At 58.2% G+C, this 21,233-nt stretch carries 20 protein-coding genes; 9 read left to right on the top strand and 11 right to left on the bottom strand.

Annotated elements, in window-relative coordinates:
* The first annotated feature begins 9 nt into the window (after positions 1–9).
* Positions 10–861 (top strand): formyltetrahydrofolate deformylase, encoded by an 852-nt coding sequence (purU, locus tag TQ38_RS19695; RefSeq protein WP_240198154.1) that lies wholly within the window; start codon positions 10–12, stop codon positions 859–861.
* Positions 858–1,769 (top strand): bifunctional methylenetetrahydrofolate dehydrogenase/methenyltetrahydrofolate cyclohydrolase FolD, encoded by a 912-nt coding sequence (gene folD / locus TQ38_RS19690; RefSeq protein WP_240198153.1) that lies wholly within the window; start codon positions 858–860, stop codon positions 1,767–1,769. The genes purU and folD overlap by 4 nt, the downstream gene beginning before the upstream one ends.
* A 177-nt stretch (positions 1,770–1,946) precedes the next feature.
* Here folD and TQ38_RS19685 read toward each other — a convergent pair whose 3' ends face one another.
* Positions 1,947–2,999, bottom strand: coding sequence for a Glu/Leu/Phe/Val dehydrogenase dimerization domain-containing protein (locus TQ38_RS19685; RefSeq protein WP_043980009.1), 1,053 nt, complete (start codon positions 2,997–2,999; stop codon positions 1,947–1,949).
* 134 nt (positions 3,000–3,133) lie between these two features.
* On the opposite strand from TQ38_RS19685, the gene TQ38_RS19680 reads away from it, so the two are divergent.
* Positions 3,134–3,595, top strand: coding sequence for an Lrp/AsnC family transcriptional regulator (locus TQ38_RS19680; RefSeq protein WP_043980007.1), 462 nt, complete (start codon positions 3,134–3,136; stop codon positions 3,593–3,595).
* A 427-nt stretch (positions 3,596–4,022) separates the two neighbouring features.
* Here the strand turns inward: TQ38_RS19680 and TQ38_RS19675 are convergent, their stop codons facing one another.
* The 3 genes from TQ38_RS19675 to TQ38_RS19665 form a co-directional block, all read right to left on the bottom strand.
* Complete coding sequence (locus tag TQ38_RS19675) at positions 4,023–5,624, bottom strand: MFS transporter (RefSeq protein WP_043980005.1); 1,602 nt, start codon at positions 5,622–5,624, stop codon at positions 4,023–4,025.
* 92 nt (positions 5,625–5,716) lie between these two features.
* Positions 5,717–6,220, bottom strand: coding sequence for a cupin domain-containing protein (locus TQ38_RS19670; protein ID WP_162792312.1), 504 nt, complete (start codon positions 6,218–6,220; stop codon positions 5,717–5,719).
* Between the two features lie 199 nt (positions 6,221–6,419).
* Positions 6,420–7,361 carry a LysR family transcriptional regulator gene (locus TQ38_RS19665; RefSeq protein WP_043980001.1) on the bottom strand — a complete coding sequence of 314 codons (942 nt, stop codon included), beginning with the start codon at positions 7,359–7,361 and terminating at the stop codon, positions 6,420–6,422.
* A gap of 347 nt (positions 7,362–7,708) precedes the next feature.
* On the opposite strand from TQ38_RS19665, the gene TQ38_RS19660 reads away from it, so the two are divergent.
* Genes TQ38_RS19660 through TQ38_RS19645 form a run of 4 tightly spaced genes read left to right on the top strand, consistent with a single transcriptional unit; the run spans position 7,709 to position 10,849 of the window.
* Complete coding sequence (locus tag TQ38_RS19660; RefSeq protein WP_043979998.1) at positions 7,709–8,407, top strand: dienelactone hydrolase family protein; 699 nt, start codon at positions 7,709–7,711, stop codon at positions 8,405–8,407.
* A 26-nt stretch (positions 8,408–8,433) separates the two neighbouring features.
* Positions 8,434–9,423: an amidohydrolase family protein gene (locus TQ38_RS19655; RefSeq protein ID WP_043979995.1), complete on the top strand. Its 990-nt coding sequence runs from the start codon at positions 8,434–8,436 to the stop codon at positions 9,421–9,423.
* Positions 9,424–9,460: 37 nt separating this feature from the next.
* On the top strand, positions 9,461–10,072 hold the full coding sequence (locus TQ38_RS19650) for a glutathione S-transferase family protein (protein ID WP_043979993.1): 612 nt from the start codon (positions 9,461–9,463) through the stop codon (positions 10,070–10,072).
* Between the two features lie 51 nt (positions 10,073–10,123).
* A complete protein-coding gene (locus TQ38_RS19645) occupies positions 10,124–10,849 on the top strand; it encodes a class II aldolase/adducin family protein (protein WP_043979991.1) in 726 nt (241 codons plus the stop codon).
* 8 nt (positions 10,850–10,857) lie between these two features.
* On the opposite strand, the gene TQ38_RS19640 is transcribed toward TQ38_RS19645, so the two are convergent.
* From TQ38_RS19640 to TQ38_RS19615, 6 genes are all read right to left on the bottom strand, one after another.
* Complete coding sequence (locus TQ38_RS19640; RefSeq protein ID WP_052506005.1) at positions 10,858–11,367, bottom strand: MarR family winged helix-turn-helix transcriptional regulator; 510 nt, start codon at positions 11,365–11,367, stop codon at positions 10,858–10,860.
* A gap of 115 nt (positions 11,368–11,482) precedes the next feature.
* Positions 11,483–11,824, bottom strand: coding sequence for a non-heme iron oxygenase ferredoxin subunit (locus TQ38_RS19635; protein ID WP_082057964.1), 342 nt, complete (start codon positions 11,822–11,824; stop codon positions 11,483–11,485).
* Positions 11,821–13,149 carry a Rieske 2Fe-2S domain-containing protein gene (locus tag TQ38_RS19630; RefSeq protein WP_052506004.1) on the bottom strand — a complete coding sequence of 443 codons (1,329 nt, stop codon included), beginning with the start codon at positions 13,147–13,149 and terminating at the stop codon, positions 11,821–11,823. Before TQ38_RS19630 ends, TQ38_RS19635 begins: the two co-directional genes overlap by 4 nt.
* Positions 13,150–13,329: 180 nt before the next feature.
* A complete protein-coding gene (locus TQ38_RS19625) occupies positions 13,330–15,462 on the bottom strand; it encodes a TonB-dependent receptor (RefSeq protein ID WP_082057963.1) in 2,133 nt (710 codons plus the stop codon).
* Positions 15,463–15,565: 103 nt separating this feature from the next.
* Positions 15,566–16,225: a c-type cytochrome gene (locus TQ38_RS31485; protein WP_082057962.1), complete on the bottom strand. Its 660-nt coding sequence runs from the start codon at positions 16,223–16,225 to the stop codon at positions 15,566–15,568.
* A gap of 3 nt (positions 16,226–16,228) precedes the next feature.
* Positions 16,229–18,166, bottom strand: coding sequence for a thiamine pyrophosphate-binding protein (locus TQ38_RS19615; protein ID WP_082057961.1), 1,938 nt, complete (start codon positions 18,164–18,166; stop codon positions 16,229–16,231).
* 281 nt (positions 18,167–18,447) lie between these two features.
* Between TQ38_RS19615 and TQ38_RS19610 the strand changes: the two genes are divergently transcribed.
* Positions 18,448–18,822, top strand: coding sequence for a cytochrome c family protein (locus TQ38_RS19610; RefSeq protein WP_043979985.1), 375 nt, complete (start codon positions 18,448–18,450; stop codon positions 18,820–18,822).
* A 10-nt stretch (positions 18,823–18,832) separates the two neighbouring features.
* Positions 18,833–19,681, top strand: coding sequence for a class II aldolase/adducin family protein (locus TQ38_RS19605; protein WP_052506002.1), 849 nt, complete (start codon positions 18,833–18,835; stop codon positions 19,679–19,681).
* 96 nt (positions 19,682–19,777) lie between these two features.
* On the opposite strand, the gene TQ38_RS19600 is transcribed toward TQ38_RS19605, so the two are convergent.
* Positions 19,778–20,974: an IS256 family transposase gene (locus tag TQ38_RS19600; protein ID WP_113942003.1), complete on the bottom strand. Its 1,197-nt coding sequence runs from the start codon at positions 20,972–20,974 to the stop codon at positions 19,778–19,780.
* Positions 20,975–21,233 lie beyond the last annotated feature (259 nt).

The raw sequence follows: 21,233 nt of genomic DNA, 5'->3' as shown, positions 1-21,233 counted from the left end.
GGAATTTTTTTGACACACGTACTCCTTGCCAGTTGCCCGGACGCCCCGGGCATCAGTGCCGCTGTTACCGGTTTCATCGCCCAATCAAACGGGTTCATTCTCGACAGCCAGCAGCACGGCGATAACGCGACTGGGCAGTTCTTCCTGCGTATCGCATTCAAATCTGCCACCGATGAAACACTTGATGTAGATAGTCTGACCTCGCGCTTTGCGGCTGTCGCAAAGCAGTTTGCGATGCGCTTCGGTATCTTCGATGCAAAAACGCGGCCGCAGATGTTGATTGCCGTATCACGATTTGGCCATTGCCTGAACGATCTGCTTCATCGCTGGCGGACAGGAAGCCTCCCGGTGGAAATCGTGGGCGTCGTGTCGAACCACGATGACATGCGCGCCTTGGTGGAGTGGCACGGGCTTCCCTACCATCACTTGCCTATAAAGGCGGACACCAAAGCTGCTCAGGAGCAGGCTTTTCGGCACATCATAGAAGCCAGCGGCGCCGAATTGGTGGTGTTAGCGCGGTACATGCAGATACTGTCTGCGGAATTTTCCACGTTTCTCGCAGGGCGCTGCATTAATATTCACCACAGCTTCCTACCCAGCTTCAAGGGAGCAAAGCCGTATCACCAAGCTTATGAGCGAGGCGTCAAGCTGATCGGCGCGACTGCCCACTACGTAACGGATGATCTCGATGAGGGGCCGATCATCGAGCAGGATGTAGAGCGGGTTGATCACGGATGGTCGGCGAGCCAGCTGGTCGAGGCAGGGCAGGATATCGAGGCCCGGGTCCTGGCCCGAGCCGTTCGCTGGCACGTAGAGAGACGTGTCTTACGCAAGGGCAACAAGACGGTCGTTTTCCGGTGAGCCGTCAGGCCGATATCGCCGCACAATCGGGCGCGACAATCATCGACGGAAGAGCGCTGGCGAGAGATATGCGCGAAGTCTTGCGCCAGCGGGCGGCCGGTCTGCAAGAGCGCTTCGGCATCAAACCCGGTCTCGCAGTCATTCTCGTGGGCAAGGACCCGGCATCTGGCGTCTATGTGGCCAACAAGATCAGGGCGTGTGACCAGGTGGGAATTCACTCCCGCACGATCAGGCTGGAAACCACGGTGTCCACTCACGAGCTGTTGGAATTGATTCGTGCGCTGAACGTCGACACCAGCATCCACGGTATCCTGGTCCAGCTGCCGTTGCCAGGCCATATCGACATGCCCGCCGTTCTGGACGCGATCGACGTTAATAAAGATGTCGACGGCTTTCATCTGTATAACATCGGCGGTCTGGTAACAGGCGGAACCGTGTTTTCGCCCTGCACACCTTTCGGGGTGCTAAAACTGCTTGAGTACGCAAAAATCCCGATAGAGGGCCAGAACGTCGTCGTTGTCGGCGCAAGCAACATCGTCGGCAAGCCGACAGCGCTGATGCTAATGGCAAGGGATGCTACGGTTTCAATCTGCCACGCCAAAACGCGCGATCTAGCCCAGTTTACGATCCTTGCGGATATACTTGTGGTTGCGGCGGGTGTGCCTCACCTAATTGTACCCCAGATGGTCAAACGGGGGGCGGTGGTCATTGACGTGGGGATTAATCGGATGCCTGACGGCTCCATTATGGGCGACGTCGAGTTCGACGGCGTGGCGCAAAAGGCGTCTTTCATAACTCCCGTTCCCGGCGGGGTGGGGCCGATGACGGTAACCATGCTTCTGTCGAACACGGTTGATGGTGCCGAGGCATTCTGCAACGCCGCAGACTCCACCTCGATATCACTATAAGACTGTTGTTCGGGTCGCTCGGGTTTTTGGTCTGTCTTGCAAAGCCAACCCGACAGAGAGGCTTGTCTGGATTATCGAAGAAGGTCGCCTCGGCAGGTTCGCCTCGGCGACCTTCGATTGTCGCTCAAACGATCGCGTTCCGGGATGTCGCTGACGTTTGTTGCGTGCGTCTGCCATTCATGCCGTTGCCATGTCGGGAAAACGCATTTTTTGCTCCGCCATGGCGTCGGCAACGTCGACTGGTGAAACGCCTCGCAGCTTGGCTTCTTCCAGAATGAGTTGCGTGCGCGGACCGATGGACATCACGCGGCCATGAACCTGCTCCTGACTTTCCTCCAGATATTCGGCGGCCACGTTGATGATGCCCCCCGCGTTCACGACATAATCAGGGGCGTAGAGGATGCCCCGTTCATTGAGCATGTTGGGTACATCAGCCGACGCCAATTGGTTGTTCGCAGCACCGCAAATTACACCGGCCCTGAGATTCGCGCCAACGGTTGCCGTTACAGCGCCGCCAAGAGCACAGGGCGCGAATACCTGTGCATCGACCGACGTGATCTGGTGCAGCGGAACGGTCTTGGCGCCGGTCCTTTCCGAAAGCCGCGCGCACGACAGGGGGTCGATATCAGCAATATAAAGCCGCGCGCCTTCTTCCGTCAAAAGGTCCGCCAATCGCCCTCCGACGTTTCCGACGCCCAAGATCGCGACAGTCGCACCCGACAAGGTCGAACCGTAGCGTGTCTTCACGGCTGCCTTCATTGCCTCGAGCACGCCGAGCGCCGTCCAGGGGGAAGGGTCACCGCCAGCCATACCGTAATGGGCTGTCTTTCCCGCTACGTAGCGCGTTGCCTTTGCGACATTTTCCATGTCCGACACGCTGGTGCCGACATCTTCCGCCGTGATGTATCGGCCGTCGAGCTTTTCGATTGCACGGCCGAATGCTTCGAACAATGCGCGGCGGTCGAAGCTGCCGGTTGGCCGCCGCAATACCGCTTTCCCTCCGCCGAACGGCAAACCGGCCATCGCGTTCTTGTAGCTCATGCCCTCGGCCAGCCGAAACGCATCCGCTGCTGCGGCCTTGGGATCGCTGTAAGTCCAGAAACGACAACCACCTGCAGCAGGTCCCCTTGCAGTCGAGTGAATGGCAATCACGCCATCCAGACCCGATGCCTCGTCTTCAAGGCGCACATACTCCATTGGAGGCATCATTCTTTGAGCTTTAGCTCTCATTACTTCTCTCCTGGCAAGCGAAATCCTCGCCTGGGATTATTATCCCATTATTCATCGGACGTTTTTGCCTTATTAGCTACGATTACGCGAAATAACGGTTAAATTCTGCGCGAACGTGGAGAATCGGAGAACAAATGACCACACTTGATCCTTATGAAATTAAAATTCTTCGTGAATTGCAGCGCGACTCGACCTTGACAATGGCTGACCTGGCAGAGCGTGTTGGCCTTTCCGCTTCACCGTGCTGGCGGCGGATTGATCGCCTGGAGCGAGAGGGCATTATCAAGCGAAGGGTGGCTATCTTGGACCGCCAGAAGGTGGGGTTGAACGCGCATGTATTCGTCCAAGTGAAACTTAATGCCCATGGTCGCGCGCACCTCGATCAGTTCGCCGAGAAAATTCGCCAATTTCCTGAGGTCTTAGATTGTTACGTGCTGTTGGGCTCGGTGGACTTCATGATCAACATCGTAGCTAAAGACATCGAAGCGTATGAACGGTTTTTTTTTGAAAAGTTATCTCAGCTGTCGGGAGTGCAGGAAATCAATTCCACGGTCGCACTTTCAGAGATCAAAAGTACGACGCAGTTGCCTCTTTAACCGGCGCAGGGGTGTCAGAAAGAATTGACCGCCGTGAAGCAAATTTCGAAAGGACTTTCTTCAAAAACAATCGCGACGGCGGCATAAAGGAGAGATTTTCCCGTGCTGAGAGTGGATAGTTCAAGCAGCATTTCAAAGCGAGGAATGATTTAAAGCAGGTCGAGGTCTAAATATATCGCGGCTGATTTCGAATTTATTTCGCTATGGAAAGGCTTGTTATAGATTTTTCGGACGTATTGGATTGTTTAGTTACATTATTTAGCGGCGTGCTGCCCCCCCCCAGACGCAAGGCAATGAAAGTTCCGAATGACCGATATTCTTCGAAATGAGCGCAGATGCCATTGAACCACTTGCCCGAACTCCCGGAATAGCTCGAAGTAGTGATCTACCGCCCCGAAGTCCAAAGGTGAGGTACGCATTTCCACGATCATGGCCGACATGCCGCATGGGCAGGGTTGCATGCTGCTTTGGCTCGCTCCTCGCGCGTGCTTTCGAGCAGGGCAAGGCGGCGAGATGCGAACCAGAGCACGCCTAGAATGAACGGCGCGACAGCATAGAGCGAATAAATGCCAATGCGCAGGCTGCCGGTCAGTACCCCAACTTTGCCCGCGATGTATGGACCTAGGGCAAGCCCGACCAAGCTCATCCCGAGAAGGAAGGTCGCCCCTGCGGTAGCCCGCATGCGGGGAAGGACGAGATCATTTATCGTGGCTATGGCGGCACCTGACCAAGCCGAACTCACAAACGTCGTGATGGGGACGAGAGTGAAGAATAATAGGGCATTTCCGGTCGCGAACATGGCAACTGTCAGGGGAGCGGAGAGGATGAAAGACCCTGCAATCGTGTAGATCCTACCTCGCGGGTCACTGCGCCGCCAGCGGTCGGCGACCATGCCTCCGGCGACCACGCCAAACGCTGATCCGGCAGCGGAGCCCCAGCCCACGAGCATCGACACCTCCTGCAGCGCCGAGGTTCCTTGCAGGAAGCGAGATTGTCCTTCCGAACCGCTATAGAAAGTACGGAGGGCGTAGGGTGAAGCCCAGAAGCCGGTCGAATAGGTGATGAAAGCGATGGCCCCGAACGCGACGACGAGAGCAACCACAACGGGTGTACCCCACAACAATTGAAAGGTCGCCTGATCGCGGTGCCGCAATGATTGAGCCCAGGAAGCCACCGCATAGATGCCGACGCCGTAGATCAGCCATTGGGCGACATCTCCGCTGATCAACGCGATCGCGGCCATGGGGACGCCAACGATGCCCAATATGCTCAAGTTGATCTTGAGTTCGCCTGGCCGTCGCGCCGAAGCGAAAAGGGTCAATGGGGGGATGATCGTGGACAGTTCCTCGGCTAGGCGGCGCCATGGGAACACTCCAGCGGCACGCCTGCGATGCCAATCGGGGTCACGCATCGTGAGGACAAGGGCAGACATCAGCAAACCAGGTATGCCCAACAAGGCAAAAGTAGCCTGCCATGCGGCTAGGCCGAGGGGCGCGTTTCCCGCGTTGGGGAACTGGGCACGCCACCACGCCATCAGCAGCCCGCCTACAGGCAGGCTGAGGCCCAGTCCGATGTAGAGGCCACTCGTGTAGATCGAGAGGGCGGTTGCGCGGCGACGCTGCGGGAAAATGTCGGTAATAAGCGAATAGGCGGCCGGAGATGTGCTTGCCTCGCCTATGCCAACGCCGACACGGGCAATGGCCAGGGCTGCAAATGTACTGGCAAAACCGGAAGCGCTGGTCATGAGAGACCACCCAACCAGGCCAGCAGCGACCATCCAGACGCGGTTCCAGCTATCTGCAAGTCGTCCAAGCGGTATCCCGAAAAGAGCATAGAAGATCGCGAATGCTGTTCCGTAAAGAAAGCCAAGCTCGGCATCGCTGAGTCGAAGATCTAGCTTTATGCTTTCGGCGAGGATTGACAGGATCTGCCGATCTATAAAGCTGATGATGTAGACGAGCGTAAGGATTGTAAGAACCAGCCACGCCCGTCTTCCATTACCTTCCTGGCCTTCCGGCTGAACTGACATCTAACTCTCCCCGTCGACGCGTATTCTTCATCGCGCCGACAGGGCTTACAGCAGCTTTTGCAATATAGTCAATACATTGATTAAAATTGCGATCAGTCGTGCGCTTGCTGAGTCTCGCGCGCCCGCCTGTTTGCTTGGAAGCGGTCCACCTGCTCTGCGAATCCACCTTGAAAGTCATCGATGAGGTTGGCGGTCTTTCGACCGCCGTCCGGTTGCTCTGTAATCCGTTCGTAGGCACCGACTGCCCTTGCGAAAACTTCCACGGTGGTGCACCCGTCCGGCCCTGCCGTTTTTGGGCCATACAGTTCGTGGGCAACGTGCGTCAGTACGTCGCCGGGGTAAAGGGTACGGCCGTCTACCTCGAGCGTACCGCGGACAATCGTCTCGAAGCGGTCACAGGGGTGGGCATGGCGCGTGATTACAAATCCGGGTTCCATCTGGAGAATAAACGCCATCGGGGTGGCATCGTCGTTCGGATCGCCAATCGCAAAAAGCGATGCCTTGTTGCCGATGGTCGAGGCTTGGTCAAACATAGAGCGGAAACGATCAGGAGATTGCCAGTAATCGGCATCATGATCCAATGAATAGATGGGCACAGATTTCCTCCTCCACAGCCATAGTCGTTGACGCCGAACGATATCCTCAAGAAGGTGCTGTCCCTCATTGAGCTATTCTTCACTGTGTTGGGCGTGTGGATGGGCTTAATGCGGCCCCCCCCCTGTGTTCAAATCACTTATGATGCAAAAGGTATGACCAAAAAGACTGGCTAGAAAATGCGGAGTGTATCCGCAGGGGTCACAGGAGCGGGCGTACAACGCCTCGCTCCTCCGCAAGGTGGCGAATTCCCTTTCGCAGGAATGAGGCAAGGCGCTCGGCGCCCTTTGCTGCCGGTCGGTCAGCGAACCAAATCAGGCCGGAGGGCCGCTTGGCTTGCTGCTCATCGATCGACAAGGCCCGAAGAATGCCGCGTTGCAGCGGGCCTGCTACCATGAGGGCGGGCAGCACGGTGATCATGTCCGAGACCTGCAGGATTTCGCAAAGAAAGCCGACCGATCCCGCTCGAACTAGGTTGGAATTTCGGAGCCCGATTCTTTCGGCAAAAGTCTCGATTTCCCGGCCAAAGCGTTCTGAATACGTGGGTAGCACGGCCTCGAAATCGGCGAGAGTGGTGCTGGTCGAGAACAGCGGGTGGTTCGGTCGAGCGATCACAGCCAACGGCTCGTCATATAACGGCTCTGCGAAAAATCGGTCGTCCTCTACCCCTCGATAGATCCGCCCCAGAACCAGGTCGATCTCACCCGAGGACAACTGCACGAGCAGATCGTTTGTCAGTCCCTCGATCACGCGCACTTGCAGTCCGGGAAGATGCTCGTCCACGGAGGCGAGGAATGTCGGCAGCAGGCCGAGTGCAACTGAAGGTAAGGCGCCTATGGTTACCGTGCCGACCGAGCCCCCGCCACTGCGATCCAGGTCGTCCTCAAGGCGCTTCAATGTCGCTAGGATGGTTTTCGCGGCGATAACCGTCCCGTCGCCGCGGGGGCTTCGAACAGTTCCCTTGGCAGAACGTTCGAAGACTTTGATTTGGAGGATGGCTTCGGCTTCGTGCAAGGACTTCGACAAGGCAGATTGTGTTACGCCAAGCGATACTGCTGCGCGTGAAAGGCTGCCGCAATTATCGATCGCGGCAATTGCCCTAAGTTGGCGGAGCGACAATCGACTGTCCAGGAAGCGTTGCATGGAACCTCTAGTCTTCTGTACGTGCTGTCTGAACAGTTAGCCATTCTGCGCTGCTGCTGCTTGCGGCCATGGATGGCAGCAGTCCATGAGTAAGGCGACTGGATCTACCAAATTGTGAGCGCACCCTAGCTTGCAATATGGCAAAGATCCACCAGGGTCGCACGCTTGCCATGAGTAAACGGCATATCTGTCGCCTGCTAATTCGCACTCCGATCCAACCGCAAAAAGCTATGCAGCCCTCAGTGCGGTGCGCGTCTCCGTGGGCCGTGAGCACGTCTTCCTTATTCTCCCGCGAGTGGAGGCCAGGCAAGGACGGTATATTTGCGAACAAGTGGAAAGACCCAGGCATGACATATTCTACCAAGATTGCGGCTTCGGACGGCAGCGGTGAGTTCGACGTCTATGTGGCTGAGCCAGCAGATGCGCCGCGAGCGGCGATCGTGGTCATCCAGGAAATATTTGGGGTCAACGCGGGCATCCGCCGCAAGTGCGACTTGCTGGCGCAAGAGGGCTATCTGGCTCTTGCCCCGGACCTGTTCTGGCGCCTGGAGGCAGGCTTGCAGCTCGATGCCGACAACCCTACCTCGATGGTCAAGGGCGTAGAACTTGTGATCAAGTTCGACACAGACGTCGCCGTGACCGACATCCAGACTACGATCGATCAAGCGCGCGCCATGTCGGATGGCCGGAGGGTCGGGGTGGTCGGCTATTGCCTCGGAGGCCGGATGGCCGCCTATGCCGCTGCTCGAACTGACGGGGATGCCTTCGTAGGATATTACGGGGTCCTGATCGAGCACATGCTTGGTGAGAAGGATGCGATCCACAAGCCGCTGATGCTCCACATCCCCGAGCATGATGACCATGTTCCTTTCGCCGTCCAAGCAATAATCCACGCTGCCTTTGACGATCACCCGCAGGTTACGCTCCACGACTATCCCGGCCAGCATCACGGCTTTGCCGATACCTTTGGTGAACGGCGTTCGGCAATCGCGGCAGGTCTCGCCGACGAGCGCTCAAGTGCGTTTTTCGCGACCGCGCTGGATTGAACGAACACACGTCAGGAAACTTCATCATGAAAATTATCGCGCTGGAGGAACATGTCGTTCCGCGCCCTATCAGCGAAGCATGGATCCGCACGGCGGAACGGCAGGATCGAAGCGTCGGCTACAGTCATAAGCACCTCACCAGTCGTTTGGAGGACCTCGATCACCTGCGGCTGTCAGAGATGGCGGACTGCGGTATCGATATGCAGGTCTTGTCACTTCCAGGGCCAGCATTCCAAAATTTCGAACCGAATGAGGCAATTGCGCTAGCGCGGGAATTCAACGATTCATTGGCATCCACCGTTGCTCGGCGGCCGGACAAATTCGAAGCCTTTGCTTCGCTTCCTATGCCCTCTCCGGAAGATGCTGCGTCCGAACTCGAACGCGCTGTACAGCGGTTGGGAATGCAGGGCGCTCTCCTGTGTGGAAGAACCGGCCGCCGGCATATGGATGATCGCAGTTTCGACCCCGTCTATGCTACTGCAGAGCGTCTCCGGGCGCCATTGTACATCCATCCCCAGATGCCGCCTGCGGATGTGATGGACGCCTACTACACAGGCTTCGAGCCGGTCGCGGAGTTCATGCTGGCAACAGCGGGGATCGGTTGGCACTACGAGGCGGGGCTCGAATTTCTGCGCATGATCATGGGCGGCGTCTTCGACCGCTTTCCCAATCTTCAAGTGATGCTTGGTCATTGGGGCGAGGTCGTTCTGTTCTACCTCGACAGGATCGCCCTGCTCGATAAGGCTGGCCTCAAGCTGGAACGCCCCTTGCGTGAATATTTCCAGCAAAACGCTTATTACACGCCGAGTGGCATCTTCTCGCAGAAATACCTGCAATGGACGATTGCCGAGGTGGGTGTCGAGCGGATCATCTTTTCGCAAGACTATCCCTACCAGATGTCCGCGAGCGGCCGCGCCCGTGCGTTTCTCGAAGAAGCGGTGATTTCACAGCACGACAAGGAAGGCATTGCCCATCGCAACTGGGAGAATTTGACGCGCCGGATCATCCGGCAATGACCTGTCTCAGTCACGTGTTCGTTGCGGAGAACATCGGATGAAGCTCTACTACTCACCCGGCGCCTGCTCGATGGTTGTTCGCATGGTTCTGAATCATGTCGGCCAAACCTATACCTCCGTCCGGGTTGATCTTTCTGCAGGCGAGCAGCAGTCATCCTGGTTCCTCGCCATCAATCCGAAAGGAAAGGTTCCCACCCTCGTTAGGGACGATGGAACGATCTTGACCGAACTCGGCACGATTCTCGAGTGGATAGCGCTGCAGCATCCTGCAGAAGCGCTCATACCGAATGATGATGATCAGGCGATCCGCGTTCGGGAAATAGTGGAATACTGCATTTCGACCATCCACGCTTTCGCTACGACCAGGATCTTCATGCCTGCTGCGTTTGGCGCCGAAGCTGACCGCAGCACGATTGTCGCCGAGGGGCAATTACGGCTTGGCAGGGGATTAGCCTTGCTGGACAAGCGGTTCTGCGATGGCGACTACTTCGTCGGCAAACTGACGATCGCCGACTTCATGATCTACTGGATCGCGCTCGGTGCGGTTATCGCGGAACTCGATTTGCCACCCGCCATACGGCGGGGGTTCGAATCAACGGGGCGCCTCCCTGCGGTGCAGCAGAGCCTCGTAGAAGAGGGCTTCGCCTAGATCTGTCGCCGCGCTTCGCATCCTTGGCGCCACCAACTCGAGATTGAACTCATGACCAACTTGAATGACGCCAGACTGCAACTGGTGGTCGCCAACCGCATCCTGGCGCATGAAGGGGTGATGGACGCATATGGCCATGTCAGCATGCGTAGCCCCTGGAATCCGCAGCGCTTTCTCTTGGCGCGGTCATGCAGTCCGGCCTTGGTCACCGCCGAGGACATCCTGGAATTCGACCTTAACGGGAACCCAGATCACCCGGATGATCGCCCTCTTTACATCGAGAGGTTCATCCATGCCGCCATGTATGCGGCGCGACCCGACGTCTTGGCGGTGGCGCATAGCCATGCCACCGATGTCCTCCCTTATACCGTCACTCGGAAGCCCCTGCGCGCCCTTATCCATAGTGCTGGCGTCATCGGCCATGAGCTTCCCTGCTGGGACATTCACGACCGCTTCGGCGATTCCAACATGCTCGTGGTCAACATGGCACAGGCGAATGACCTTGCCCAAAGGCTCGGAGCAAACCGGGTGGTGCTCATGCGGGGCCACGGCTTTAGCGCAGTTGCAAGATCCTTGGTCGAACTCATACGCATATGCGTTTACCTGCGCATCAATGCCGCGGTGCTTGCAAAGGCGCTGGAGTTCGGGGACGTCACCTATCTGAGCGAAGGTGAGATAGACAATATCTGCGCCGTGGATGCCGGGGCGCCCGAGGTACAGCGCGCCTGGCGCTACTGGGCAGCTCGAGCGGGATGCGAGAAGCTGTTACCGACCTAACGCCTGGTTTACCTCGGCATTGCTCCGAGATCTTCGGGGTGATCGCCTGCAACAGTCATCTTCACATCCACAGCTTCGCGCAGCGCCTTGAATAGCTTGTCGAAAACCTTCGGATTGTCCGCGCGAAACTGTTCGTCGGCCTGACGAAGGATCGCCGCTGCTTCCTTCAGCTTCTCCTCACCCGAGGGGCTGAGGCTGACGACCCGCGCGCGCGCGTCAGTAGCATGTGGACCGACATCGACTAGGCCCTTCTTGGTCAGCGGCTTCATGACCTGGGAGGCAAGCGCCGTGCTTACGCCGCACGCCTCGGCGAGTTCGCGCTGGGTCACGCCCTTGACGTTGGATTCCAGGAGCCAACCAAGACCGATCATGAGCACGAACTGCATCTCGGTTAGATCGATCCTGGCAAGCTCCGCATTGAGCTGGCGGTGCCAAATCGAGGACATGAGGCGCAGGAGGTACCCAAGAACGTCGTACGAAGAGCTGAAGCCCGTGATGTCCGAAAGCTTTAAACTCATCGCCGCCGAAGGCTCCTACCCGACCAAAAGCACCGTCGAAAGCGTTACGAGTTGGCGGGAGACGATGTCAACCGAACTCCCGCCACTCTTGTAAAATAGTCAACGCATTTATGAATTAAGGGTGTTTGGCTACCGGGCAGATGTATACCATCCCGTCCTCGATCTTGACCGGGTAGGAGGCCACCGGCTCGTAGCATGGGGAGGCGATGGCCTGCCCGGTACGGATGTCGAAACTGCCCATGTGGAGTGGGCAGAAGACCTCATTGTCGCAGGTATGGCCGTCCGACAGCCTTGCATAAGCGTGCGAGCATATGTTTCCGAGTGCGAAGATTCCGTCATCCGAACGGCAAACGACCATCTCGACATCTCCGGCCACGACCATCGACGGAAACTCGTCATCGACATCTTCTACCGGTATCGTTGCCACCCAGTTCATGTGTGGGGCTTCCAGGGTCATGAGGAAGCCTCGGCCTCAGTGGAGCGCATGGTCTTGAGAGTGGGCATCGGCGGCTGCTCCAGATAGGCGCGGCCTACCTGTTCGGCCAACCGGACAAGGACGGTGGGATCATTCGGCGAACCTCCTATCTCGTCGACCGGGAAGATGCGGTCATTCGCATAGGTGGGCGGCAGATCCTCGCTCGACAGATAAAAGCCTTTGGGATCCTTCCCTTCGGCCACCGCCTTGATGCCTTGGCGCACAAACCTGCGGAACATCACAATGCCGCGGTCATGCGTTCCGAGATGTTCAAGCGCCATGACGTTGATCGGACCTTGCCCGACCTGCGCTTCATGATCACCTGGCAGGTATTGCCGCTCTGCGTAGGGGCGATCATCGCGTTGGCCGAAGATCTCGAGCGCGCGTCGCTTGTCGAACGGCATCGTCTCCTCCGAAGCCACGTGGCTCAGGTAGAAATTGATGCTCTTTTCGTCGTCGACAGGAAGCGTCCAGAAGGTCATGAACGGCGGCGTTGCGGCCTTCGGGGCGGCGCCGGCCTCGAAGATCGAGCTTATGCAGTGAATGTTGGGCCCGAAGAATTCCGCCGAGCGGACCCAGACATTGTCTCCGGAGCGTCGTGCCGCAAGATACATCGCCCCTGCGGGCGTTTCCATGAATGTCAGTTCCGGGAAATGCTCGAACTCGTCCGCAAAGTGCTCGACGCCACGCCTCTGCGGGATCACATGCAGAATGTTGGTGTGGTGCGGATCAACGACGTTTTCCTTGATCTGTACCCAGTTGCATTCCAGCTCGAAGCGCACGCCCGGGACCAGCTCAACGCCCGGTATCTCGAACCTGTCGAGCATGGGAAAGGCGGGAATCCGGTCCGGCGGGCCCATGTAGGTAAAGACGATGCCGGCAAAGACGTGCACCGGGTAGCCACCCTGGGATACCTCGCACATGAGCCGCGCTGCGTTGGGATCCCCCGGTATTTCGAGCAATGTGCCGTCAGGAGCGAAAAGGCGCCCGTGATAGCAGCAGCGGATCCCTCGCTTCTCGACGACCCCAAATTCGAGCGAGGTGTTGCGATGGCAGCAGTGCAGGTGAAGCACGCCGACGTCCCCGGCACCATCCCTGAACGCTACGAGATCTTCTCCAAGCGCACGCACGCGTAGCGGGAGCTCGCCAAGTTCGCTCAGATACGCAACCGGTTGCCAGAAACGCCGCAGATACTCGCCCCCCGGGGTCCCACGTCCGACGCTGCAGAGCATCATGTCAGGGGTATCGACCTGCTTGCGATAGTAGCCGTCAAAGGCCGCAGGTTTGTGCGTGTTGTTCGTGGTCATCCTCGCCTCGCTTATTGCCCGCTGATAAAGGGCTAGATAGTCAATGTATTGACTATATTTTTCGACCTGTGCTGTCAACGCGCTTTTCAAACCGCGTCGTTGCGGCTTCCCGGACGAGGATGAGCAGGAAGCCTGCTGGCCTCCTGCTCATCCCGGTTCCAGTTCGTTGGTTGCCAACGGCTACCACTTGAAGGACAGCCGTCCTCCGAAGGTCCGGGGCGGTTCGAGCCCGCCGCTTGCCGGCGTTGTCGGGGATCCACCGTTGATAGTCGTAAAGACAGTCGCATCCTCGATATTCCGGACGTAGAATTGGATGTTCCAGCGATCGCCTGCAGGAGCGAAAGTGATGGAGGCGTCCGTGCGATGGAATGACTTCTGCCGCTGCGTCGGCAGGTTGTTGAAGGCGCCGTAGTGGCCATTTTCATATTGGGTATCGACGCGCCCCGTGATGGTCGCGCCACTTTCCAGATCGACGCGCTTTTCGATGCCAGCCTGGAAGTTGACGTCGGGCGCATTGATCATGTGGTTGCCGCTGAAATCATACCCGACACCCGCGAAATCGTTGTAACGGGCATGTTGAAGCACAATAGCGCCGTTGAACGACAATGTCGGCGTGATGCGTGCACGCAGGTTTACATCCACCCCATAGATGGTCGACTTGTCGGCATTGAGGACGGTCGACAGGCCGGTCGCGCTTACGAACTGGATGGCCTGGAAATTCTTGTAGAGATAATGGAAACCTTCGACATTAAGCTCGAAGCGGTTGTCCAGGAAGCGGGATTTGAGGCCCCCTGAGATGGCGGTCAGTTTCGATTCCGGGACGATAGGGTTCTGCGGATTGGTGGCCGTGGGCCCAACGTCCGGATTATAGCCAAAGCCGATATATCCCGATTGCAGGTTGGCATAGACCAGCACGTGGTCTGCCACGTCATAGTCAACACCCACCTTGTAGTCGGGACGCGAGTGCGCATGGTTGAAGCCGATCCGGACGCCGCCTGCGCCGGTGCCAGTGGCCTCGATTTTGTCACGGGAGTAACGCGCGCCCGCCGTCAGCCTCAGCGCATCGGTCACCGAGACGACAGCTTGGGCAAATGCGGCGTAGCTGGTATTGGTCTGGTCTGTAATGTTCAGCAAGACTTGGTTGAAGGTCGTCGGGGAAGTGTAACGATATTGCGTGTCAGTGAAGTCGGTCTTGTTACGCAGATAGAAGAGACCGGCAGTCAACTTGACAGGCCCAGCGCTTCCGTTCCAACGCAATTCCTGTGACAACTGCTTTTCGCGATCGTAGACGTATAGCTTGTTACCGACAGGTCCACTGAAGTAAAGATACTCGGCCTTGAAGTCCACGTACGCAGGGATGTATGTGAAGGTCGAGTTGCCTACGTCCAGCGTGATATTGGCTCCCAGGATGTCGTTGCGGTTGTCCTGGTATGTTTCCCGACCGTTCAGAGGGTTTCCAGCGGCACCGACGGCGGGCAAGCGGAAAGGATGGTCCGGATCCGCCGGCGGATTCGTGACAAGGTTAGTGATCGGCTTGCCCGTATCGTGACCGTGCTGATAGAAGATGTGGGCACGGATATTGTCGCTCGGTTTGATCAGTGCGGAGACCCGGCCGCTCCAGTTGTTTTGCGCGTTCATGCCATTGCCGTAGAAAGAATCACGGCGTTTGTAGTCGCCGGCGATCCTGAAGCTCAGCCCATCGGACACCGCGAGGTTCTGGCCGCCCGTAACCTGGACCGAATTGTAGTTGCCATAGGCAGCCTGAACATTCCCGGAGAAATCGTCATCGGGGAGATCGGAGTAGAGGTTGATCGCGCCGCCAGCTGCTGAGCCGCCGTAGAGAGTTCCCTGCGGTCCAGCGATCGATTCCACCCGGTCCAAGTCGTAGGTCAGGCCAAAGGTCCCGTAGCGCTGGACAATGACGCCGTTCAAGAGCAGGGCCGAGGCCGCCTGGAAGTTGGGAAGGTCGCTGCGCGTCCCGATGCCGCGAATGTAGACTTGGGTGACAGGGCCTTGCGTCCGAAGGTTGGCGCTCGGCAGGATCTTGGCGAGCGATACGGCGTCGGTGATGCCACGCGACTGTAGCTCTTCGCCGCCGACTGCGACGATAGAGGCGGGCGCTCGCTGGATGCTCTCGGATGTCTTTCGTGCCGTCACCACGATATCATTGAGGCCCGTTTTTTCAACATCCTGCGCTGTCTGCGGCGCTGCCACTGATGGAACCGGAGCACCTGTCTGGGCGTGTGCTGACGGGCTGAGCGCACAAGCCAGAGCGAATAGCGATGTGCTTAACGTATAACGGATATCTTTCATGATCTCTCCCCTATGTCTGCCGCTGTGTTCGCGCGGTCGGCCCGGGCATACCCATTCAAACCCAAGTGATCAATGCATTGATCATCAATCTATTGATAATAATTTACGGCGCAGCGGGCGTCGTGACAAAGCGCGCGATTGCTTCGACCTCTCGATCGCCCAGTGGATCGGGGCTGAGCTTCGGCATACCGCTGGGCGGGTTGACGATGAGTGCGATGACCGCGGATGCGTCGCGCCGTTCATGCTCGTCGACGAGAGGAGGGGCTATGCCGCCCTCGCGCGCGACCCCGTGACATGCGGCGCAATTATGCTGATACAGCGCCCGTCCGTCGGGTAGCGCCGCTCCTCCGGCGGGTCTAACACTAGGCGATCCCAACCTAGCGAGTGCCGGGATGGATTGGTAGGGTCGGGGTCTCGGTAATGATCGAATGAAGTTCTCGATCTTTCCGAGGTCTGAGTCAGGTAGGGAATTGGTAGTATAGGGCGGCATGTTGCCTTTGGGATTGCGCACATAATTGCTGAAGGCCATGCTATCGATCCGCAGGGGCAGCAGGCTGGGGCCTGACATGATCGAGCCTTGTCCAGCCAGCCCGTGGCACTGGTAACAGCCTTGGCGAACATAGAGTGTCTGACCGGGGTCTCGTGTCTCGTAAGGCGCCGTCAGGTCATTGGCGGATTGTTCGTTAGGCTGGGCTGCACTGGCGCTAAGAAGGAAAGCAAGGGAAAACAACCCAAGCGAGCTTGCGAGCAAATAGCGATGCATCGTTCACCTCACCTGCGTTATGGTATCAATGAGAGCCGGGCGGCCGCTTCGCACCACCGAAAGCGCCCTTGCGAGCGCGCCTTTGAGATGCTCGGGCTTGGAAATGGGCCCCTCGGCATGGACCCCCATTCCTTGGGCAATCTTGGCAAAATCAATTTCCGGATTTGTCATCGTCGTTCCGATGGGCCAGGAATGGGGATCGCGATCGCGACGCCCCGCCATGCGCTTGAGGTGCATTGTTTCCTGATGCCAGGAGCGGTTGTTGTGCATCACCATCAGGAGCGGAACCCGATGGTGAGCCGCCGTCCACAAGGTACCCGGCAGCATCATGAGATCCCCGTCGCATTGGATGGCCACCGCGATGCGCCCGGCGTCTCTGTGAGCTAGGGCGGCGCCGACTGCCGCCGGTGCGCCATAGCCAACGCCATAGCCACCCTCTCCCCCGATATACTGGTGATATTTGGTGAAGTCCCATAGGCGCTGGGGCCAGGAACTTATGAACGCATGATTGGACACCAAGCCCCAGTCGAGGTCCTTGATCTGATCCCAGATCTCCATCGAGAGCCGGGCCGTGCTGATCGGGGAAGCATCCCAGCCGATGGTCGCTGCAGCAGCGTCGCTTGCGCGCATGTCCGCATAACTGGCCTCAAGCTTCGCCTTTTTCGCGGCGATGGCTTCGCTTTTCTGGGTGGACAGCTTGCGGCGCACGGACGCGATCAGCGATGGAAGGCTTGCCTCGGCATCGGCGTCAACGGCAACGTCCGCTGCGAAATATCGCTGGGCATCCTGCACCACGGACCGCACGTAGCCATAGCTGGCGGTGATATGAATGACCTTGGCGTCGGGTCGCGCGACGCGACGGGACGGACGCTCGACGATGTCCGGCACCGTGTTGATTGTGCCCCAAAGGTCGGTGAGCTCGAGCGCGAGGATGGCATCAGCCTGGCGCAGCAGGGTGCCCTGCAGCCCTGTCTGGCACAGATAATGGGTGGTGGGCATGTTAAAGCGCCCGGCCCGGTCGATCACCGGCGCATTTAGAAGTTCTGCGAGTTCAACGATAAGATCGACACCACTTTGAGAACGCGCCGCGCGGTCGGCGACGATCAGAGGGAAATCGGCGGCAAGGAGAATGTCGGCAGTGCGATCCATGGCACTGGGTGACGCGGTGGGGGGATAAACCGGTGCGCGCGCCGGGATGTTGAGTTGCGCGCCAGCCGCGACCGCTTCTTCCTGTAGTTCGGAGTCGGCGACGATCATCACCGGCTCATAGGGCGGCGTCATGGAGAGCTCGTGCGCGCGCATGAAAGATTCAGCATAATGCTGGAGGCTGATAGGCGTGTCGTCATATTTGACATATTCGCGAACGAATGCGCCGAGGTCCTGCGCGGTATGAACCCATTCGACACCTGGCCGGCGTTTGGTCGCGTCCAGTCCGTTGCCCGCAATCACCATCATCGGTGCCCTGTCGCACCAGGCGTTATAGATTGCCATTGATGCGTGCAGTAGCCCTACGGTGCTATGTACCAGGCAGGCCATGGGCTCATTGGCGACCTTGGCATAGCCATGAGCAATCGCTGCCGATATTTCCTCGTGCACGCAAACAATCAGCTCGGGAGATTTGTTGCCGCCATAGTTGACGATCGACTCGTGCAACCCGCGAAAGGTGGCACCGGCCATCGCAGCGACGTAGCGGGTGCCTGTCGCCTTTAGGAGGTCGACCATAAAGTCAGAACCCGGGTTATGTATGAGGTGCGGCTCGCCTGCATCTCTCGTGAACGTGCCATGTTCCACGGCGGCTGCTTCGGCATTTGGTGGCATGACCTTCTGCGGCCCAGATACGGTTTGGCCTTGGGCAGCAGCCGGCAGGGAGGGGATCGCAATCCCCGCTAGGACTGATGCCTTGATGAATCTCCGACGCCCGAGATTATTCGTGTCGTCCATTTCTCTCCCAACCTCGTCATCTCTTTTTACTGAGGCAGGACTTGGCATAGACGCGGAATATAGTCAATGTATTGATGATATTCCGCGAGGCTGGTTGTGGCAAAGTCGTGGCAAAGCGCGCTCTTGCCGCCGAGACTTTCCATTCGGCAACAAACTAGGGAGAGGCCGCCGTTTCCCGATTTCCCTCAGCGCCAGAAATGTCGACTGACAACATCTGCCGATAATGTCAATATATTGACTATATGTCATTTGTTATGTCAACTGGGCGGGGAGGAGAGTTCATGAAAACCAAAATAATCCGAGTCGGGCTCGGCCTGACCTTCGCCATTGCGCCGATTGCGGTTGCGCAAACTAAAGGGAATATACAACGAGGACGCCAGGTCTTTACGCAGTGTGCTGTTTGTCACTCGCTTGATGGAACCGCCAAGATCGGGCCCAGCCTGCGTGGCATCTACGGCAGGAAAGCCGGGGCGCTGGCAGGCTACGGCTACTCCCCAGCGATGAAGGCATCGGGCGTGAATTGGGATAATGCTACGCTGGACGCCTTCCTCCAGGCACCCCGGCGAACGGTGCCGGGTAATAGGATGCCTTTCCCGGGCATGGGCAACGCACAAGACCGCCAAGATGTTGTCGCTTACCTCGCCACGGCCAAGTAGGGGAACAAGGATGACGCCGAACGAAAAACCAGTCGCCGGTCGTCGGACCGCAATTGCTGCGATCCTTGCCGCTGCGGCCATGAGCCTCGCGCCGCGTGCGCTGATGGCACAGGGCTCCAAGCCGGTGATGGCGATCGACCGTGCGATACTGGATGTAGTCATTGCCAATCGGATCCTCGCGAACCAAGACGTTGTCGATGCGTACGGCCATGTCAGCATGCGGCATCCAAATGATCCTCAGCGTTTCCTGCTTTCTAGGTCGCGCAGCCCGGAACAGGTCGAGCCAGTTGACATCGTCCAGTTCAATCTGGATGGCACGCCCGTCGATCCCGCAACCGGTCCGTTCTATATCGAACGATTTATCCATGCGGCGATCTACGCTGCGCGCCCCGATGTGAACGCCGTCGTTCACGCCCATGCTGCAGAAGTGCTCCCGTTCACCATCTCCAAGACGCCGATGCAGCCTGTCATCCAGAACTCCGGCGTGGTTGGCTCCCACGTGTCCACCTGGGACAGCCGCACACGATATGGAGATACCAATCTCCTCGTTGGCGATATTCAGATGGGTAGAGACCTGGCGAAGACCCTCGGCGAGGACCACGTGGTATTAATGCGCGGACATGGTTTCGCAGCTGCTGGCCGCAATTTGATCGAAGTCCTGCGCATGGCAATTTACCTTCGGTTGAATGCGAAGGTCTTGATCGAAGCCCTGAAGCTTGGCCCGGTCGTCGCTCTTTCTGAAGGTGAGATCAGCAAGATCGCCAGCGTTTCGCCAGACGCTCCCGAACTCCAGCGTGCTTGGATTTACTGGGCGACAAAGGCAGGCTGCGCCGATTTTCTAGGCATCGTTGGCCGCTGAGGTGCCCAATGTAGGCGGCTGAATGCAGCGTTTTGTAGGGTCGTGTCCCGCGGGGTGGTGTAGGAACCGTCGATTTACGGCAGGATCAGGTTCAGGTCAGGCGGCCAGTGCTGGCAAGCTGACAATAGGGTTATGGCTCACCGAGCCGAGAGTTTCCAGTGTCATGTAGCGGCGCGATACCGCCCACTCATCGTTCTGCTCCAGCATGAGCGCTCCGACGAGACGAACGACGGCAGCGTCATTCGGGAATATGCCGATCACGTCGGCCCTTCGCTTGATCTCCTTGTTGACCCTTTCCAGCGAGTTGGTGGACGCGATCTGCGCCCAATGATCCTTGGGGAAGGCCATGTAGGCGAGCACGTCTTCGCGTGATGCGTCCATCATGTCGGCCAGCTTTGGAAACTTCTCGCGCAGGGCATCAGCAACTTGGTCCCACTGCTGGTGCGCTGCCTCGGCCGTTTCCTGCGCGAAGATGGTCTTGATCATAGCAATGACAGCGGGTCGTTGTTTCGGCGCGGCATGGGCAAACGCGTTGCGCATCCAGTGCACCCGACAGCGCTGCTGGGTTGCGGCAAATACCTTGCTGGCCGCGGCGCGCAGCCCTTTGTGATCGTCGGAGATGACCAGCTTCACACCTCGCAGGCCGCGATCCGCCAGCGAGCGCAGGAAGGCTTTCCAGAAGGGTTCGGCTTCCGACGGGCCGGTGGCTACGCCCAGAACCTCGCGCCGGCCATCGGTGTTGACGCCCACCGCGATTATCGCCGCCGTCGAGACAATCCGTCCGCCCTCGCGCTCTTTGAGGTAGGTGGCGTCGATCCATAGATAGGGCCACTCACCTTCAATGGGCCGCGTAAGGAAGGCATTCACCCGCTCGTCTATCTCGGCAACCAAACGGCTGACCTGGCTCTTTGACACACCGCTGGCGCCCATAGCCTTGACCAGATCGTCGACCGAACGGGTCGAAACGCCGTGGACGTAGGCTTCCTGGATCACTGCCGCCAAGGCCTTCTCGGCAGTGCGGCGTGGCTCCAGGAAGCTCGGGAAGTAACTGCCTTTGCGCAGCTTCGGGATTGCCAGATCAATCCGGCCAGCTCGCGTATCCCAACCGCGCTCGCGGTAGCCGTTGCGGTGGTTCAGCCGCTCCGGGCTGCGTGATCCGCAAGGCACGCCCGTCTTCGCCTCGATCTCCAGATCCATCATGCGCTCCGCGGCGAAAGCCAGCATCTCACGCACCAAATCGCTATCAGCCCCTTGCTCAATCAGCTCGACAAGGGCCATTCTGTCCTCGGTCATCGTCTTCTTCTCCAGGTTCGAGTTCGCATCCGAACCCTACCAGAAGATCGACGGTGGCCACCCTCTCAGGGAAACCTTCCTACACCACCCCGCGGGACACGACCCCTGCGTGCAAGGCTTCGACGCTGCGATGTTGCGAAGTCGACCGTCACGAATTTCCGCCGTAGCGGTCGGTTAAGCTCGGTCATGATGCCACGATTGATTAACCCGCCTTTCATAAATCATAAAAAGTGCCATATAGTGATCGATAGAAAGGTAT

Origin of the sequence: Novosphingobium sp. P6W, from assembly GCF_000876675.2 — a bacterium.
Taxonomy (GTDB): Bacteria; Pseudomonadota; Alphaproteobacteria; order Sphingomonadales; family Sphingomonadaceae; genus Novosphingobium.
The sequence above is the reverse complement of the archived record's forward strand: the minus strand, read 5'-3'. Positions and strand labels throughout refer to the sequence as shown.